The organism is Afipia sp. OHSU_II-C1 (assembly GCF_000497575.1).
Taxonomy (GTDB): domain Bacteria; phylum Pseudomonadota; class Alphaproteobacteria; order Rhizobiales; family Xanthobacteraceae; genus Afipia.
Genome location: NZ_APJI01000010.1, coordinates 317116 through 334595 on the forward strand (window position 1 = coordinate 317116; position 17480 = coordinate 334595).

Here is a 17480-nt window from a genome sequence, read left to right on the forward strand (position 1 = left end):
ATGTCCGTCGATGTCGTCACTTTCGGCTGCCGGCTGAATACGTTCGAGTCGGACGTGATCCGGCGCGAAGCAGAGGCTGCGGGCCTTCAGAACACTGTCGTCGTCAACACCTGCGCCGTCACCAATGAAGCCGTCGCGCAGGCCCGCCAGACCATCCGCAAGCTGCACCGTGAACGGCCGGGGGTGCGCATCGTGGTCACGGGCTGCGCCGCTCAGACCCAGACCCAGATGTTCGCGCAGATGAGCGAAGTCGATCGCGTGCTGGGCAATGACGACAAGATGCGCGGTGATGCGTGGCGCGAGACCCGCTCGGCGTTCGAGGTGCCGGGGGACAAGATCGCCGTCTCGGACATCATGGCGGTGACCGAAATGGCGCCGCATCTCGCCGCCGGTTTCCAGAGCGGGCTGCCGCGCGTGTTTGTGCAGGTTCAGAATGGCTGCGATCATCGCTGCACCTTCTGCATTATTCCCTATGGCCGCGGCAATTCGCGCTCGGTCGCGATGGGCGCGGTGGTCGATCAGGTGCGCGCGCTGACCGAGGCGGGCCATGCCGAGATCGTGCTGACCGGCGTCGATCTCACGAGCTATGGCGCGGACCTGCCGGGTGCACCCCAACTCGGAAGACTGACGAAGCAGATTCTCAAGCATGTGCCGGACTTGAAGCGGCTGCGCATCTCGTCAATCGATTCCATCGAAGCGGATCGCGATCTGCTCGACGTGATCGCAACCGACGACCGGCTGATGCCGCATCTGCATCTGTCATTGCAGGCCGGCGACGATCTCGTTCTCAAGCGCATGAAGCGGCGGCATACGCGCACCGACGCCATCGCGTTTTGCCAGCAGGTCAGGCGGTTGCGGCCGGACATCGCCTTCGGCGCGGATATCATTGCGGGTTTTCCCACCGAGACCGAGGAGATGTTCGCGCGTTCGCAGGAACTCGTCGACGAATGCGACCTGACATTCCTCCACGTGTTTCCTTATTCAAAGCGTCCCGGCACCCCGGCGGCGCGCATGCCGCAGGTCGAGGGTCGCGTGATCAAGGAGCGCGCCAAACGGTTGCGCACAACGGGTGAGGCCGCGCTGCGACGAAGGCTTGCGTCGGACGTCGGAACGACGCGCCATGTCCTGATCGAAAGCGCGACGCAGGGACGCACCGAACACTTTGTGCCGGTCGCAATCGCGGGCGGCGTGCAAGGTCATGTGACGGCGCTCAGGATCGCCGGCCATGACGGTGAGCGATTGCTTGCGCAGAATGCGTAGTTGACGTGCCGATTGTGTTGTCTTCAATTTGCGTCGCAATTGATGTAATGAAGTAACCATGCATCAAGGCTGCACTCGCAAAAGCGCGGGATAACTTTTCAGAGCAACGATCGTCACGCCCGTTGCAAAGTATCTGATGCTTGAGGAGAAAATCCATGTCGCTCGATTCCGATGTGATCGTTGATCGCCGCCGCATTCGCCGCAAGCTGACGTTCTGGCGTGTGGTGGCCGCGCTTGGCGTCATTGCCGCCGTGGTTGCGGTGGCCGTGCTGGCGTCACCGGCGAGCCGCAGCGCGATAACCGGATCGGGCGCGATCGCACGTGTAAAGATCGATGGTCTGATCCGCAGCGATCAGGCGCGTGTCGAAGCGCTCGAACGGCTGGAGAAGTCATCCGCCGCCGCCGTCATCGTGCACATCAATTCGCCGGGCGGCACGACAGCTGGTTCCGAGCAGCTCTTCGATGCGCTGACGCGCCTGAAGGCAAAGAAGCCGCTGGTCGTGGTGGTGGAAGGTCTCGCGGCATCGGGTGGATACATCGCAGCGCTTGCGTCGGACCAGATCATCGCACAGCAGACGTCGCTGGTCGGCTCGATCGGCGTGCTGTTCCAGATTCCGAATGTGTCCGATCTGCTCAAGACCGTCGGCGTCAAGGTCGAAGAGGTGAAGTCGTCGCCACTCAAGGCGGCTCCCAATGGTTATGAGCCGACCAGCCCGGAAGCGCGTGCGGCGCTCGATGCGCTGGTGAAGGATTCCTACGCCTGGTTCCGCGGTCTGGTAAAGGATCGCCGCAACATGGATGACGCAACGTTGCAGACGGTGGCGGATGGCCGTGTGTTCACAGGCCGTCAGGCGGTGGGTCTCAAGCTGGTGGACCAGCTCGGCGACGAGAAGACCGCCGTTGCGTGGCTCGTTGCACAAAAGAAGGTCGGGCCGGACGTGCCGGTGAGGGACTACAGGCTCGCCCCGCGCTTTGGCGACATGACTTTTTTGCGGGCAACCGCGTCGGTCGCTCTCGATGCAGTGGGCCTTGGAGCGATTTCACGGCGGCTTGAGCAGTCCGGCGTCACGCAGGCGGTCGATCGCTTCGGCCTCGACGGTATGTTGGCGCTTTGGCAGCCGTCATCGGCGAACTGATTGTCATGAATCCGCTTTCAGGTGTTTTTCGCCGCATTGCGGTTGCCGGTGCAACAACGAAACTGGACATTTGTCACGCGATTTAGCCATCCTCCGATTTGAATTAGCGACTTGACAGTTCAAGGCTTTTTCACGGAAATGTCTCACCGCACGTCACGGGCACAGCATTCAATGATCAAATCAGAACTCGTTCAGCGCATCGCCGAGCATAACCCGCATCTCTATCAGCGGGATGTCGAGAACATCGTGAACGCAATTCTCGACGAAATCGTTGCAGCGCTCGCACGCGGTGACCGCGTCGAACTGCGCGGTTTTGGGGCTTTTTCGGTCAAGCATCGCCCCGCGCGCGCGGGGCGCAATCCGCGCACCGGGGAGCATGTTCCTGTCGAGCAGAAGAGTGTGCCGTTCTTCAAGACCGGCAAGGAAATGCGCGAGCGGCTGAACCGCGAAGGCGGAGCGGATACGACCGCCGCGACCTGATCCGGCTCCCTGTAACTCTTCCAGGGAGTGGCCGCTGATATCTGCGGACCGGCTTTTGAAGCAGACAGCGCCCGAAGCCGTCGTCCTCAAAACGGAAACCTGTCGCGAGGACGCACCATGCTCCGCAAGATTTTCAACGCTCTCGTGATCCTGCCGCTTGCGATCCTGTTCGTCGTGTTTGCGGTCGCGAACCGTCATATGGTCACGCTGTCGTTTGATCCGTTCAACTCCAGTGATCCGGCGCTGGGCGTCTCGCTGCCGCTGTTCGTCGTCATTATCGCTGTCGCCATGTTCGGGGTGATTGCCGGGGGCATCGCGACCTGGTTCGGCCAGCACCGCTGGCGCCGGGCGGCCCGGCAGCATGAAGCGGATGCGCGCCATGCCCGCGCCGAACTGGCCGATTTGCGCGAACGGCTGCAGGTTGCGTCGCGCACCGGCGAAAACCAGGTTCCGGCGCTCGGCTCCGCCCCGGGCCTGACCCCCTCTTATCTGGCCATCGGGCGAGACAAGCACGGCGCGGCGTTGTAGAACCCGCCCGGCTGTTCCGAAGCCTGTTGTCCGGCCGCCGATCTGCGGCCCAACCACGCCATGAGACCATGTCATTCGCGGTAAAGATTTGCGGCCTGTCCACGCGCGAGACCCTTGAGGTCGCGCTGGATGCTGGCGCGGATATGGTGGGCTTCGTGTTCTTCGAAGCATCGCCCCGCCACCTCAGCCTGGGCACTGCACGCGAGCTTGGCCGGCTGGTCAGGGGCCGCGCCGTCAAGGCCGCGCTGACCGTGGATGCGGACGACGCGTCGCTCGAGAACTGCATCGAGGCCTTGCAGCCTGGATTGCTGCAGCTTCATGGCTCCGAGAGCATCGCGCGGGTGCGGGACATCAAGCAGAAGTTCGGATTGCCGGTGATGAAGGTGCTGCCGGTGGCGACGGCGGCCGACCTCGCGGAGCTCCCGGGCTATGCGGCGGTGGCCGACCGCATCCTGTTCGATACGCGTGCGCCGAAGGATGCCACCCGTCCCGGCGGCCTTGGCGTACCGTTCGACTGGCATCTGCTTGAAAACATCAAGCTGGCAATTCCGTTCATGGTCGGCGGCGGGCTCAATGCCGGCAACGTTGCCGAGGCTGTTCGTGTCACCCGCGCGAATGGCGTCGATGTATCGTCCGGCGTCGAAAGCGCGCCGGGCATCAAGGACCCCGATATGATCCGTGCCTTCATCCGCGCGGCGCGTGAGGCGGAGCGTGCGATGACATCTTCCAGGATTGCGAGCAGCGTATGAGCGTTCAACTTCCCAATTCCTTCCGTTCCGGCCCCGACGAGCGCGGACACTTCGGCATTTTCGGCGGACGTTACGTTGCCGAAACGCTGATGCCGCTGATCCTCGATCTGGAAAAGGCCTATGCGGAGGCCAAGGCCGACCCGTCGTTTCAGAAGGAAATGGACGGCTACCTGAAGGACTATGTCGGACGGCCGTCGCCGCTGTATTTCGCGCAGCGCCTGACCGAGCATCTCGGCGGCGCGAAGATCTACTTCAAGCGCGAAGAGCTGAATCACACCGGTTCGCACAAGGTCAACAACGTGCTGGGCCAGATCATGGTCGCGCGGCGCATGGGCAAGAAGCGCATCATCGCGGAAACCGGCGCGGGCCAGCACGGCGTCGCCACCGCGACGCTCTGCGCGCGCTTCGGACTTGAATGCATCGTCTATATGGGCGCGGTCGACGTCGAGCGGCAGCAGCCGAACGTGATCCGCATGGAAATGCTGGGCGCCAAGGTGGTGCCGGTGCAGTCCGGTTCGCGCACGCTGAAAGACGCGATGAACGATGCCTTGAGAGATTGGGTGACCAATGTCGCGGACACGTTCTATTGCATCGGCACGGTAGCGGGTCCGCATCCGTATCCGATGATGGTGCGTGACTTCCAGTCGATCATCGGCACCGAGACGCGGGCGCAGATGATGGAGGCCGAAGGCCGCCTGCCGGATTCGCTGGTCGCCTGCATCGGCGGCGGCTCCAATGCGATGGGGCTGTTTCATCCGTTCCTCGACGATCCCGGCATCGAGATCTTCGGCGTCGAGGCCGCGGGTCATGGCCTGACACAGCTTCATGCAGCATCGATCGCGGGTGGGCGTCCCGGTGTGCTGCACGGCAATCGCACCTACTTGCTGATGGACGACGATGGCCAGATTCAGGACGCGCATTCGATTTCAGCAGGTCTCGATTACCCCGGCATCGGCCCGGAGCATTCCTGGCTTCATGAGACCGGCCGCGTAACGTACCTGTCGGCGACCGACGATGAAGCGCTGGCGGCGTTTCAGTTGCTCTCCCGCCTTGAAGGCATCATCCCGGCGCTGGAGCCCGCGCATGCCATCGCGAAAGTCATGGACCTCGCGCCGAAGCGGCCGAAGGACCATCTGATGGTGGTCAATATGTCGGGCCGCGGGGACAAGGACGTGCCGCAGGTGGGCGATATTCTGAAGGGCAAGAAGAAGTGACCACGCGCATCGACACACGTTTCGCCGAACTGAAGAAGGAAGGCCGCGCGGCCTTCGTCACCTTTGTGATGTGCGGCGACCCGGATCTGGCGACCTCGCTCGAGATCATCAAGGCACTGCCGAAGGCGGGCGCCGACATTATCGAGATCGGCATGCCATTCACCGATCCGATGGCCGATGGTCCCGCGATTCAGGCGGCGGGTCTGCGTGCGTTGAAGGCTGGCACCACGCTGAAGAAAACGCTCGGCGTTGTGCGCGATTTCCGTGCGGGCGACAACACCACACCGATCGTGTTGATGGGTTACTACAACCCGATCTACATCTACGGCGTCGACAAGTTTCTTGCGGATGCAAAGTCCGCCGGTGTCGATGGCTTGATCATCGTCGACCTTCCGCCCGAGGAAGATACCGAACTCTGCATCCCTGCGATGCAGGCCGGGCTGAATTTTATTCGCCTTGCCACGCCGACCACCGACGACAAGCGGCTTCCGGCCGTGCTCGCGAACACTTCGGGCTTCGTTTATTACGTCTCGATCACCGGCATCACTGGCTCGGCGAGCGCGGACACCGCACAGGTGTCGGCCGCTGTGGCCCGCATCAAGCGTCATACCCAGTTGCCGGTCTGTGTCGGCTTCGGCATCCGCACGCCGGACGCCGCGCGCGGCATCGCGCAGGCGGCGAACGGCGCCGTGGTAGGTTCGGCATTGATCGATGCCCTGCGTGCGACGCTTGATCCGGATGGCCGCGCCACGGCGAAGACGGTTCCTGCGGTCGCCGATCTTGCGGCGGCACTGGCGCAGGGCGTACGGGGCGCAAAGCAGGCGGCGGAATAGCGCGGCTTTCAACAGCGATATTTGGGCGAAGCCGGGTTGCCCGGCTTCGCCCGGACGTCCATATATCCATTTCACCGAGGCGGAGCCCGTCATGAACTGGTTGACCAACGTTGTCCGGCCGAAGATTCGCAGCATCCTTAAGCGCGAAACGCCGGAGAATCTCTGGATCAAGTGCCCGGATTCCGGGCAGCTCGTGTTCTACAAGGATGTCGAACAGAATCAGTTCGTGATTCCGGGTTCGAATTATCACTTGCGTATGGGCGCGACGGCGCGGCTGAAGTCGATCTTCGACAACGAAACCTGGTACGATGTCGCGCTTCCGGAAGTGACTGCCGATCCGCTGAAGTTTCGCGACGAGCGGAAATATGTCGACCGCATCAAGGATGCACGCGCCAAGACCGGCATGAACGACGCGGTGAAGGTCGGCTACGGCAAGCTGGAAGGCAATGCCGTCGTGGTTGCCGTGCAGGATTTCGATTTCATGGGCGGGTCGCTCGGCATGGCGGCGGGCGAAGCCGTCGTAAAGGGCCTCGAACTCGCGGTCGAGAAGAAGTCGCCCTTCATCATCTTTGCTGCTTCCGGCGGCGCACGCATGCAGGAAGGAATTCTCTCGCTGATGCAGATGCCGCGCACCACGGTCGCGATCCAGATGCTGCGTGAGATCGGTCAGCCCTACATCGTGGTGCTGACCAATCCGACCACCGGCGGCGTCACCGCCTCGTATGCAATGTTGGGCGACGTGCAGATCGCCGAGCCGGGCGCACTGATCGGCTTTGCCGGCGCGCGCGTGATCGAGCAGACCATCCGTGAAAAGCTCCCCGAGGGCTTCCAGCGGGCCGAATATCTGAAAGAGCACGGCATGGTGGACATGGTGGTCCATCGCCATGATCTGCGCGCGACTCTGGGGCGGCTCTGCCGGCTGCTGACCAAGGCGCCTGCCGCCGAAGGCTTTGAATCGCGGACCGCGCCGCTCCCCGTCGATCTGCCTGCGGCTGCGTCGCCCGCGTGACGTCGCCTGCGGCCAGGGAACCATCGCGCTCCTACGACGACATTCTCGCGCGTCTGGCGTCGCTGCATCCCAAGCGCATCGATCTGACGCTGGACCGGATGTGGCGCATTCTTGAGCGCCTTGATCATCCCGAACGCCGCATTCCGCCTGTCATTCATGTCGCCGGCACCAACGGAAAGGGTTCGACGGTCGCGTTCCTGCGCGCCATTCTCGAAGCTGCGGGCCTGCGGGTTCACGCCTACACTTCGCCGCACCTTGTGCGGTTCAACGAACGCTTCCGCCTCGGCAGGGTCGGCGGCGGCGCCCTTGTAACGGACGATCAGTTGCGCGCCGCGCTCGATCACTGCGAGCGTGTCAACGGCGGCGAGCCGATCACGATTTTCGAGATCGAGACCGCAGCGGCGTTTCATCTGTTCGCTGAGCATCCGGCTGATGTTGTGCTGCTCGAGGTCGGCCTCGGCGGGCGGCTCGATGCGACCAACGTGATCAATGCACCGCTCGCCAGTGTCATCACGCCGATCGGCATGGATCATGTCGAGTTTCTCGGTGACACACTGATCAAGATCGCCACCGAAAAGGCGGGCATCATCAAGAAGAACGTTCCGGTGATCTGCGCGGAACAGATTGCCGAAGCAACCGCCGTGATCGAGCAGACGGCAAAGCGCGCCCGTGCGCCGCTGCACGCTGCGACCCAGGACTGGCACGTCAATGTGGAGCGCGGGCGGCTGGTGTATTCGGACGAGCGCGGTCTGCTCGATCTGTCCGCTCCGCGCCTGTTCGGGCGGCATCAATTCGACAATGCCGGGCTCGCGATTGCGGCGCTGCGCGCCATCGAGTCCCTCAAGATTGAACCGTCGGCATTTGAGCAGGGTATCGCGCGCGCCGAATGGCCGGCGCGGATGCAGCGTCTGACATCGGGCAAGCTGGTCGACGCCGGACCGAAGGACGCCGAGGTGTGGCTCGACGGCGGTCACAATCCCGACGGTGGGCGCGTGGCGGCTGCCGCACTCGGCGATCTTGAAGAGCGGGTGTCGCGTCCGCTCGTGGTGATCGCAGGCATGATGGGCAACAAGGACGCCGGCGGTTTTCTTGCCAATTTTGCCGGGCAGACCCGCCACATCATCGCGGTGAAGATTCCCGATCAGGATAATGCCATGCCGCCGGATGTGCTGGCCGACAGCGCACGGCAACTCGGCATGCGGGTCGAAACCGCTGCGAGCGTCGAGACGGCGCTGCGTGCCATTGCTAAGCTTGCCTATGATGTCCCGCCGCGCATCCTCATTACCGGCTCGCTCTATCTGACCGGGCATGTGCTGGCGGAAAACGGAACGCTGCCGCAGTAGACGGAATTCTCATGATGCGCTTTGCCGCCATCGCGGATGTTCATGGCAACTATCTCGCGCTGGAAGCGGTGATCGCCGATATTCGCGCGCAGCGGATCGACAGGATTGTCAATCTCGGCGACATGGCGAGCGGCCCGCTCGACGGGCGGCGGACGATGGACATGCTGATGGCGCTCGATGCCGTCCATGTTCTCGGCAACCACGATCGTTACCTGATGGATCGCGCGCCGGAAGAGATGGGATCGTGGGATCGGCCTGTTCACGCGCAACTGGATGCGGGTCATCTCGCCTGGCTGCGGAATATTCCGTCAACGCAGGTGGTTGAGGATGCGGTTTACCTCTGCCATGCGACGCCGTCGAACGATGAAACCTACTGGCTCGAAACTGTCCGGCCCGACGGGACGGTCTGCATGTCGGCCATCGCGGATATTGAGCGCGCTGCCGCAGGCATCCCGCAGTCGCTGATCCTGTGCGGGCATACGCATGTCGCGCGGGCAGTGCGCCTTGGCGATGGACGTATGATCGTCAATCCCGGTAGCGTGGGATCGCCCGGTTATCGCGACATCGTGCCGTTTCGCCATATGATGGAGGCAGGGTCACCCGATGCGCGCTATGCGATCCTCGAACAGCGCGGAGGCCAGTGGCATGTGACATTCCGTCATGTGCCGTATGACCACGAGGCGATGGCGGCATTGGCGCGGCAGAACGGTCATCCCGACCTGGCGAACGCGCTGGCGACCGGCTGGATCAGGTAGGGCTTTCACCCAACAAAAGCGGCCAGCTTTCGCTGGCCGCTTCGGCATCCACTGAAATGTGCAATCAGACCGCAGCGGTGATCCACTGCTGCAGCTTGGCCTTCGGCGCGGCACCGACCTGACGCGAAGCCATCTCACCGCCCTTAAAGATCATCAGGGTCGGGATCGACATCACGCCGTACTTCGAAGCGGTCTTCGGGCTCTCGTCGACATTGAGCTTCACGATCTTGACCTTGTCGCCCATGGCACCGGCGATCTCGTCGAGTGCGGGCGCGATCATGCGGCACGGGCCGCACCATTCCGCCCAGAAATCGACCACCACGGGGCCGTCCGCCTTGAGAACTTCCGCATCGAAATCGGTGTCCGAAACCTTACCCACACTCATGTGATCTGCCTCGTTGGATGAAAGGCGCGGGATCTGAGAATCGCGCGCTGAAAACGTAGGATCAACCTATGAATGCACCCTTGCGCGGTCAAGGCTGGTCACCGGGACGTGTTCCATCGGCTGCGAAGCGGGAGCCTCGGGAATCGGTCCCGATTCAAGGGGTTAGCTCCTGACCACGACGAAGGTTGGACGGCAGGTGACGCTCAGGAAACAAGCGATTGCAGCTCTGCGTCCAGCGCGGAGGCCGGAATCTCCATCAGGGCGGACGTCTCTGTCCACAGCAATGCACAGCGCACCGGCCGGCCGGGGTAGAGCCGCTGCAAAACGTCGCGATAAAGCGCGAGCTGCCGGACATAGGCCTGGGGTGCCTCGGCGGCGGCCTGCGGCGGAGCGTGGTTGGTCTTGTAGTCGACGATCAGTACGCCATCCGGCGTCACCACCAGACGGTCGATCTGGCCTGACACCAGTGCGGGCGGCCGTCCCTGTCTGGCGACACGGCCCGCGATCGAGACTTCGGCGCGGCTGCCCTCGGCAAACAGCGGCGCGAATGCGGGCGTTGCGATCAGCGCCGTGACCTGCCGCGCCAGCGCGGTGCGCTCGTCGTCCGTGAACCATTGCTGCGCATTGCGCTGGAGAAAATCGCGCGACGCACCTTCGCGTCGCTCAGTGGTGACGTCCGGCAGCGATTGCAGCAGCCGGTGGATCAGCGTTCCGCGCTTCCGCGCTCGCTCGCGCGCAAGGCGCGTTTCGTCGGTTACGGTTGCGTGTCCTTCGGTATCGTTCTCCGCGGCATCGGATGGACGCAGCAGGATATCCGCAGGCGTTTCCCTCGGTGCATCGGTTCTCAGCCAGCCAGGGAAGTGCTCCAATGCCAACGCACCCTGAATCGGTGCGGCTGTGTCCGCCGGGAATTGCGCGTCCTCCGGTCGCGAATAGCGCTTCACCGGCCCGAAACCGGTCTCGATCGTTTCGCATTTCAGGCTCAAATCCGGATGCGTCAGGCCCTTTTGAATAAGGTCGTACCAGGACAACGGGCGCACCGCATTGCGGCCTCCGGGCAGCACGCCGCCGACAATCAGGCGATCCGCCGCGCGGGTCATCGCGACATAGAGCAGCCGCCGGTATTCGTCTTCGGTGTCTTTCTTCATGGCCGTGCGCGCGGCGGCCACCACGGGAAGATCGCTCGCCTTCTTGCCGGCCCAGAGCACGACCGCCGGCGCGTTCGGCGCGGCGTTGCCTTGCGGCAGGCGAATGAGATTCATGCGCTGGGTGTCTGCCGGTGAAGTGGTGGTGTCGACGAGGAACACCACGGGGGCTTCGAGTCCCTTCGCGCCATGGACGGTCATCACGCGAATCTCGTCGCGGGCAATTTCCATGTCGCGTTTGACTTCAGTATCTGCGGCACGCAGCCACGCCATAAAGCCCTGCAATGAGGCGGGCGCCTTTCGCTCATAGGTCAGCGCGAGTTCAAGAAACTCGTCGAGTGCGTCGTCGGCCTCCGGTCCCATCCGTGCGAGGATGCGCGCACGGCCGCGATCGCCGCCGAGCAGCCACGCATAGAACGTGAACGGCGTTTCACGGGCGAAGCGCCGCTCGCAATCCTCCAGCCGCCTCATTGCCCCCGACAGCCTGTCGCTGGTCTTGGCGTGCTCGGTCAACGCGTCGCGCAACGTGCCCTTGCGATGGGGCGCGAGGATCTGAAGGTCGTTGTCATCGAGGCCGAACAACGGGCTCTTGAGTGCGGTCGCCAAAGCCAGGTCGTCGCGCGGAAGCAGCAGCGCATCGGCCAGGTTCATCAGATCGATGACCGCGATATGCTCGGTGAGCTTCAACCTGTCGGCGCCGGCGACGGGAAGGCCGGCATGCTTGAGCGCCTGAATGATAGCGTCGAAGGCCCTGCCGCGCCGCCGCACCAGCACCAGCATGTCGCCATAGCGCAGCGGCCGGCGTTTGCCATGCGGACCGGTCATGGTGCGGTTCGCGATCAGCGATTTGATCTCGGCCTGGATGCGCCGCGCCAGCCGCACTTCCGGGCTTGTTTCGGAAATATGATCGAGTGCGGCTCCCCAGCCCTCGACATCTTCCCGATCGTCGGGCGTTTCAATATCCCACAGGTCGACCAGCGCCGGTGCGGCATCGCTGAGCGCATCATGGATGGGGTGCGCGTTCTCCAGTGCATGAATGCTCTCGTAGATCGCCGGATCGCGGAACACGAAGTCGACGGACTGAAGAATCGTCCAGCCGGACCGGAACGAATGTTTGAACGAGACCGGCTCGAAGGCGAGCCCGGCGCCCCTGAACCGCCTTTCGATGTCACGCCTGCGGCTGTCGAATTCACGCGGCGCTGCGCCCTGAAACGAGAAGATCGACTGCTTCTCGTCGCCGACCGCGAAGATCGTGCGCTTGATACCGTCGCGTGCGCCCGCGCCCGAGGTGAATTCCGAGGTGAGCCGCTCGATGATGTCCCATTGCCGCGGGCTGGTGTCCTGCGCCTCGTCGATCAGGACATGATCGATGCCGCGGTCGAGTTTGAAATGAACCCAGCCGGACGAGACGCTGGTGAGCATCTCGTAAGTCTTGTCGATCAGGTCGTTGTAGTCGAGCAGGCCTCGCTCGCGCTTTTCGCGACGGTAATTCGCGGCCACGGCGCTGGCGATGACAAGAAGCGCATAGGCGCGGTCGCGCTGCATGACCGCGCGGCGCTTTTCATCCAGAGCGACGATTCTCGTCTGTTCTGCATCGAGCCGTGCTGCGAAGACAGACTGCAGCTTGGCGAGCGGTTTCGTCATTAACGTCTTGCGCGGGCCGATCACGCCTTTGTTCTCGGTCAGGAAAACATCAAGATAGGCTTCGACCTGCGCGCGGTCGGTCACGCCGTCGGCAATCCGGAAGCGCTCGGCCTGGGAGATATCGGCGGCGCTGCCGCCATCGAATGCCGCTGCTATCGCCGGCCAGTCGCGGCGGGGCAGATTTGGCCCGTCGACGATCTCGCGCTCGATATCTTCAATCCGCTCATTGGCGCCGACCCCGAGCGCGGCCGTGATCTGCGCCATCGCCGCCTCAGTGGTGCCTGCGCTGTCGGACCATTCCATGAAGTGGTCACGGCTCAGACAGGCCTCGCGCACCACATCCTTGAACGTGACGTCGGCGGCGGCGGACATCGCGATATTGAGAGCGCGGCCTGTCTCGCTGTCCGGGGCGCGGGCGGCTTCCAGCAGAACCGCGAGGTTGGCGCGCTCCATCATGTCGTTCTGGTCGCGGTCGTCGAGCACCGAAAAACGCGCCGGCACATTGGCCTCGAACGGAAACTGCTGAAGCAGTCGGGTGCAGAGCGCGTGAATGGTCTGCACCTTCAGGCCGCCCGGAGTTTCCAGCGCACTGGCGAACAGCTTGCGTGCCCGCAGGCGTGTGCTGGCGCTGATCGGCGCGCCCACATTGCGGATTGCCTCATCGAGTTGCCGGTCGGGCAGCGAAACCCAGCGGCCGAGCGTCTCGAACACACGCTGCGCCATGTTGGCGGCCGCAGCCTTGGTGAAGGTGATGCAGAGAATCTTTTCGGGCGGTACGCCGTTGAGCAACAGGCGGATGACGCGGTTGACCAGCACATGGGTCTTGCCCGACCCGGCATTGGCCGCCACGAAGGCGGACGCTTCCGGATTGGAGGCGCGCGCCTGTGCGTCGCGCACGGCATCGGGAATGTTGGGGCGCGGTGAACTCATTCCTCGTCCTCCCCGTTGCCGCCGGCGGACCACTCCTTGATGCGTGCGAGATCGTCGTAGTTGCCGTAACGGTTTTCCCACATCGGCAGCACCACAGAGCGATAGGGCGTGTCCTTGTCCTCGAACATGCGGATCAGGCCTTCGAGCTTTTGCAGGGCTTCGTCTGCGGCTTCATCGGGTTGCTGCGGCGTGTCGCCCTTGTTGACCTTAAGCTCCAGAACGGTCGCCTTGCCGGGCGGATTGTTGCCGCTCAGCCTGACATAGACCAGTTCGCTGACGGAGGAGCCCGCAGCAATGGTTTCGAATCCGCCTTTGCGCAGGATCGCGCCTTCCAGCGTCAACTGCGGCGAGAGGCCGAGGCGCACCTGCTTGGCGCTTGGCGGCTGGCCGGTCTTGTAGTCGAGAATGGCGTAGGTGCGATCGGAGCGATGCTCGATACGATCGGCGCGGGCTGAGAGAGCGAAGGCGCGGCCGTTGCCGAGCTGAATGGAAATCTCGCCGCGTGTTTCGGCATCGACCCGCAACACATCGAGCCGCCGCCGCGCCTCCCAGCCGGCAAACCAATCGGCGATGCGCAGGAATCGCGGCCACCACAGCGCACGCGCTTCCGGGCGCTCCATCAGGGGCGCGAAGTGCTTGTCGCCGATCTTCCGCAAGGCGTCGGCAATATCGTCCGGGAGTTCGGCTGCGAACCGCGTGGTGAATTCGCCCAGCGCTTCGTGGATCGCGGAGCCGCGATCCGCCGCCGTCAGCGGCATGTCCACGGGGTCGAGCGGGGTCAGCCTGAGAATGCGTTTTGCATAGATCGTGTAAGGATCGCGCAGCCAATCTTCGATCTCGGTGACCGACATCCTGAGCGGGCGCAGCGCGACATCCGGCTTTGGCTCCGGTCGCGGCGCTGGCATGACATGTTGGGGCCGGTCCAGCTCATTGGCGTAGCGAACATAGGTCGCGCCCTTGTCCGTAGCGTTCTTCCACGAATCCGCTCCGGCCACAGCTTCGAGCCGGTGCAGGAAGCGCGACGCCACCGCCGGCGCGCCGCCGACCTTCGCGGCACGCGACAGGATCACCTCACGCGTGCCAAGGAGTTGCGCGAAATCGTGCGCCGACAGTCCGATGCGCCGCTCCGGCAGATCGAGCCCAAGTTGATGCCGCATCGGGCGACTCAGCCACGGATCGATGCGCGGCGCCGGCGGCCAGACGCCCTCGACAAGTCCGCCGAGAATGACACGGTCACATTCGGTGAGGCGGGCTTCGAGCGGGCCATAGATGCGAAGACGCGATGCCGCCAGTTGCGGCCGCCGCACCATGCGGTCGCCGAATGCCGTCTGAAAGACGTCCGGATACTCGCTGAGGTCGAGAACGAGCCCGCTCGGCAACGGCTTGTCACTGTCCGCGGGTGCGCTCGCCTGAAACAGATCATCGAACGCCTTCGACAGCCCATTGCCGTCGGGGCCATCGAACGCAACGAGCATGCCGGTGTCGTCGGCCGAGAGGCGCTTGATGACTTCGTAGTGGCATGCAGCGAAGTCGGTGAGATCATGCGGCCTGCCGCGCCGGATGGCTTCAAGTGGCGACAGTGCGGCTGACAGTTGTCCGATCAGGGTGCCGACCGCATCGAGATCGGCATCGGTCAGTTTCCGCCGCGGGTCGGAATGATGCAGATTGGTGATGCTGTTGCGAAACGCGGCAAGATCCTGCTTCAGCCCGGCGCTCCCCGGCGCAGGCCGTGTACCGCGCAGCAGGGCCAGTTCAAGGTCGCCGATTGTCTTTGCAAAAGCGCCTTGCGCCTGGCCGAGGCGGAACAGCGGATGTTTCAGCAGCGCCAGCAGGGCTGGAGGAGCCAGTTCCTCTGCAACTGTTTGTGCTGCAAGCCGCGCGAAAATTCCGGCCGGCGTGTCCATCAGGGAATCGCCGCCGGAGTCGTCGTATTCGAGTTTCCAGCGATCGAGCGACGCCATCACGCGGCGCGCCAGCGCGCGGTCCGGCGTCACCAACGCGGCGGTGAGATTTTGTTCGCGCGCCTCGCGCATCGCCACTGCGATCGCCAGCGCCTCCATCTCGGGATTGGCGGCCTCGATCAGCGTCACGCCTTCCATGCCGGAGGCAATTCGCTGCGCGACAGCCTTGTCGCCAAGCCTTGCGTGCCATTGCTCGCTCGATGTGGCAGGACGCATCGCTTCGGATGCAAGCACCTCGCGGCCATGTCCGGCAGGAACCGCCAGCGGCTCCACGTCGCGCCGCGTGATGCCGAACCGCGCAAGCAATCCGTGCAGCGCCACTTGGGGATGGCTCCAGGCCGCGGGTGTCGCAATGAGATCGCCGGCCGCAACAGCGCCGCCGATCGAGTCCCACGCAGCATCGTCAAGATCGGTGTCGAGGCCGGGCAGCACAACCGCACCTCGCGGAAGCTGCGCGATGGCATGCAGAAATGTCGCCGTCGCCGGCATCGAGCCCGTCGAGCCCGCAGCGATCACCGGACCCTTCTGCTGCGCTCTGAGCCGCTTTGCCTCGGCCGCGATCAGCATGTCGCGCCGGGCAGCCGGCTCGATTCTATCGATGGCTTTCAGATAATCCGGCCAGGTTTCCTTCGCGATCTTGAGAAACTTCAGCGTGTGCTGCCAGTAGATATCGAGGTCGTCGGGCACGATGCCGTCCAGGGCGTCCCAGCCGACGCCGCGCGTCACCATGTCGTCCATCAACCGCGCCAGATCGCCCGCCAGCGCCAGTGTCGAAGCGGGGCTCCCGACAACAAGCGACGATGGTTGAAGTTTGGCCCAGGCAGCCACCAGTTTCGCCAGGGTCAGCCTGCGTTCGAGATCGTCCAGTTTCGGCGGAAGCACGAATGCATCCGGGCCGCCAAGTTGCCCATCGGCGGAAAACTCCAGTTCGTCCTCGTCGACGCTGCCGAGCGCGACGATGCGCGGCAGCACCGCGGCGTCGGTTTGCAGTACGTCGAGAAATACCTCGCGCGCCATGCGGCCCGCGCGGCGGGTTGGCAGATAAAGCGTGACGTCGGCCAGCCGTTCGGGAGCCGTTCGCGCGTCAAATCCTTCGACGAGCCGGCCGTCGACTAGCGCTGCGATGACCGTGTGGAGAAACGGCGCAGACGGGGGAACGTTGAAAACGCGCATGAACTATCCGATTCGCGATCGGCGGCATCATGGCACGCGGAGGGGGAATGAGGGGAGTCTCGACCCCGGCTTCAGGCGACGCTGGCGAGCAGTGCTTCTTCGGCCGCCTGCACCGCATCGGGGGTCCCGACATGCATCCACAGGCCGTCAAGCCGCAGTCCGAACAGCCGTTCCTGCTCGTTGGCGGCGTCAAATATCTTCGTCAGCGAGAATTCGCCGGCCGGCGCATTCCTGAAGATCGCGGGCGACATGATCGCAGCGCCGGCATAGACGAACGGCACCACCTGGTGCTCCTTGCGCTTGCGCAGTGCGCCATCGGTCAGCATGGCGTAGTCGCCGCAGCCGGAATAGCCAATGCTGTGCGAGGTCGGCGCCATCAGCAGCAGGATGTCCATCCGCGCGGGATCGAACGCCTCCGCGAGGCGCGCGAGGTTTGACTGCACGCCATCGATCCACATCGTGTCCGAGTTCAGATGGTAGAACGGCGCGTCGCCCAGCAGGGGCAGCGCCTTCACAACGCCGCCGCCGGTGCCGAGCACCACGTCGCGTTCGTCGGAGATGATGACGCGGGGGGCGGTCCGGTCTTTGACATGCTGAACGATCTGATCGGGGAGATAGTGGACGTTGACCACTGCGGTGGTCACGTTCACCTCCGCAAGCCGGTCGAGCACATGATCGAGCAGTGGCTTTCCGGCGACCGAAACGAGAGGCTTTGGCATTTTTTCCGTCAGCGGCCGCATCCGAACGCCGAGACCGGCGGCAAGAACCATGGCAGAGACGGGTTTGGTGGGCATCGGCGCGTTATCTCAATTGGTCCGCAGCAGCCCAAGGCCGGCCGCGAAGTCTGGCGGATGCCGAGCATAGCATCCGAATCGGCGCCGCGCGCCGGCGGCTCAGGCTGTAGTCGCACTTTGTGACATCGGTGCGACTCACGG

General features: G+C 63.8%; 14 protein-coding genes. 10 read left to right on the forward strand and 4 right to left on the reverse strand.

What is annotated here, in order from left to right; all coding sequences use genetic code 11:
* From mtaB to I554_RS0111195, 10 genes are all read left to right on the forward strand, one after another.
* Entirely contained in the window at positions 1-1260 is a 1260-nt protein-coding gene (gene mtaB, locus I554_RS0111150) for a tRNA (N(6)-L-threonylcarbamoyladenosine(37)-C(2))-methylthiotransferase MtaB (RefSeq protein ID WP_024575627.1), read from the forward strand.
* Between the two features lie 155 nt (positions 1261-1415).
* Positions 1416-2396 (forward strand): signal peptide peptidase SppA, encoded by a 981-nt coding sequence (gene sppA / locus I554_RS0111155; protein WP_024575628.1) that lies wholly within the window; start codon positions 1416-1418, stop codon positions 2394-2396.
* A gap of 171 nt (positions 2397-2567) precedes the next feature.
* Positions 2568-2876 (forward strand): integration host factor subunit beta, encoded by a 309-nt coding sequence (locus tag I554_RS0111160; RefSeq protein ID WP_024575629.1) that lies wholly within the window; start codon positions 2568-2570, stop codon positions 2874-2876.
* Positions 2877-2993: 117 nt separating this feature from the next.
* Complete coding sequence (locus I554_RS0111165) at positions 2994-3404, forward strand: LapA family protein (protein ID WP_024575630.1); 411 nt, start codon at positions 2994-2996, stop codon at positions 3402-3404.
* A gap of 68 nt (positions 3405-3472) precedes the next feature.
* On the forward strand, positions 3473-4153 hold the full coding sequence (locus tag I554_RS0111170; protein ID WP_024575631.1) for a phosphoribosylanthranilate isomerase: 681 nt from the start codon (positions 3473-3475) through the stop codon (positions 4151-4153).
* Complete coding sequence (trpB, locus tag I554_RS0111175) at positions 4150-5367, forward strand: tryptophan synthase subunit beta (protein ID WP_024575632.1); 1218 nt, start codon at positions 4150-4152, stop codon at positions 5365-5367. Before I554_RS0111170 ends, trpB begins: the two co-directional genes overlap by 4 nt.
* On the forward strand, positions 5364-6200 hold the full coding sequence (gene trpA / locus I554_RS0111180; RefSeq protein ID WP_024575633.1) for a tryptophan synthase subunit alpha: 837 nt from the start codon (positions 5364-5366) through the stop codon (positions 6198-6200). Before trpB ends, trpA begins: the two co-directional genes overlap by 4 nt.
* A 91-nt stretch (positions 6201-6291) precedes the next feature.
* Positions 6292-7209 (forward strand): acetyl-CoA carboxylase, carboxyltransferase subunit beta, encoded by a 918-nt coding sequence (gene accD / locus I554_RS0111185; RefSeq protein WP_024575634.1) that lies wholly within the window; start codon positions 6292-6294, stop codon positions 7207-7209.
* Positions 7210-7307: 98 nt separating this feature from the next.
* Entirely contained in the window at positions 7308-8552 is a 1245-nt protein-coding gene (locus tag I554_RS0111190; protein WP_244432738.1) for a folylpolyglutamate synthase/dihydrofolate synthase family protein, read from the forward strand.
* A 14-nt stretch (positions 8553-8566) separates the two neighbouring features.
* Complete coding sequence (locus tag I554_RS0111195; RefSeq protein WP_024575636.1) at positions 8567-9307, forward strand: metallophosphoesterase family protein; 741 nt, start codon at positions 8567-8569, stop codon at positions 9305-9307.
* 64 nt (positions 9308-9371) lie between these two features.
* Here the strand turns inward: I554_RS0111195 and trxA are convergent, their stop codons facing one another.
* The 4 genes from trxA to I554_RS0111215 form a co-directional block, all read right to left on the reverse strand.
* The gene (gene trxA / locus I554_RS0111200; protein WP_006023502.1) at positions 9372-9692 is read right to left on the reverse strand and encodes a thioredoxin; all 321 of its coding nucleotides are present in this window, start codon (positions 9690-9692) and stop codon (positions 9372-9374) included.
* 203 nt (positions 9693-9895) lie between these two features.
* Entirely contained in the window at positions 9896-13411 is a 3516-nt protein-coding gene (gene addA / locus I554_RS0111205) for a double-strand break repair helicase AddA (RefSeq protein WP_024575637.1), read from the reverse strand.
* Positions 13408-16545, reverse strand: coding sequence for a double-strand break repair protein AddB (gene addB / locus I554_RS0111210; protein ID WP_024575638.1), 3138 nt, complete (start codon positions 16543-16545; stop codon positions 13408-13410). The genes addA and addB overlap by 4 nt, the downstream gene beginning before the upstream one ends.
* Positions 16546-16616: 71 nt before the next feature.
* Positions 16617-17339 carry a nucleotidyltransferase family protein gene (locus I554_RS0111215; RefSeq protein ID WP_024575639.1) on the reverse strand — a complete coding sequence of 241 codons (723 nt, stop codon included), beginning with the start codon at positions 17337-17339 and terminating at the stop codon, positions 16617-16619.
* Positions 17340-17480 lie beyond the last annotated feature (141 nt).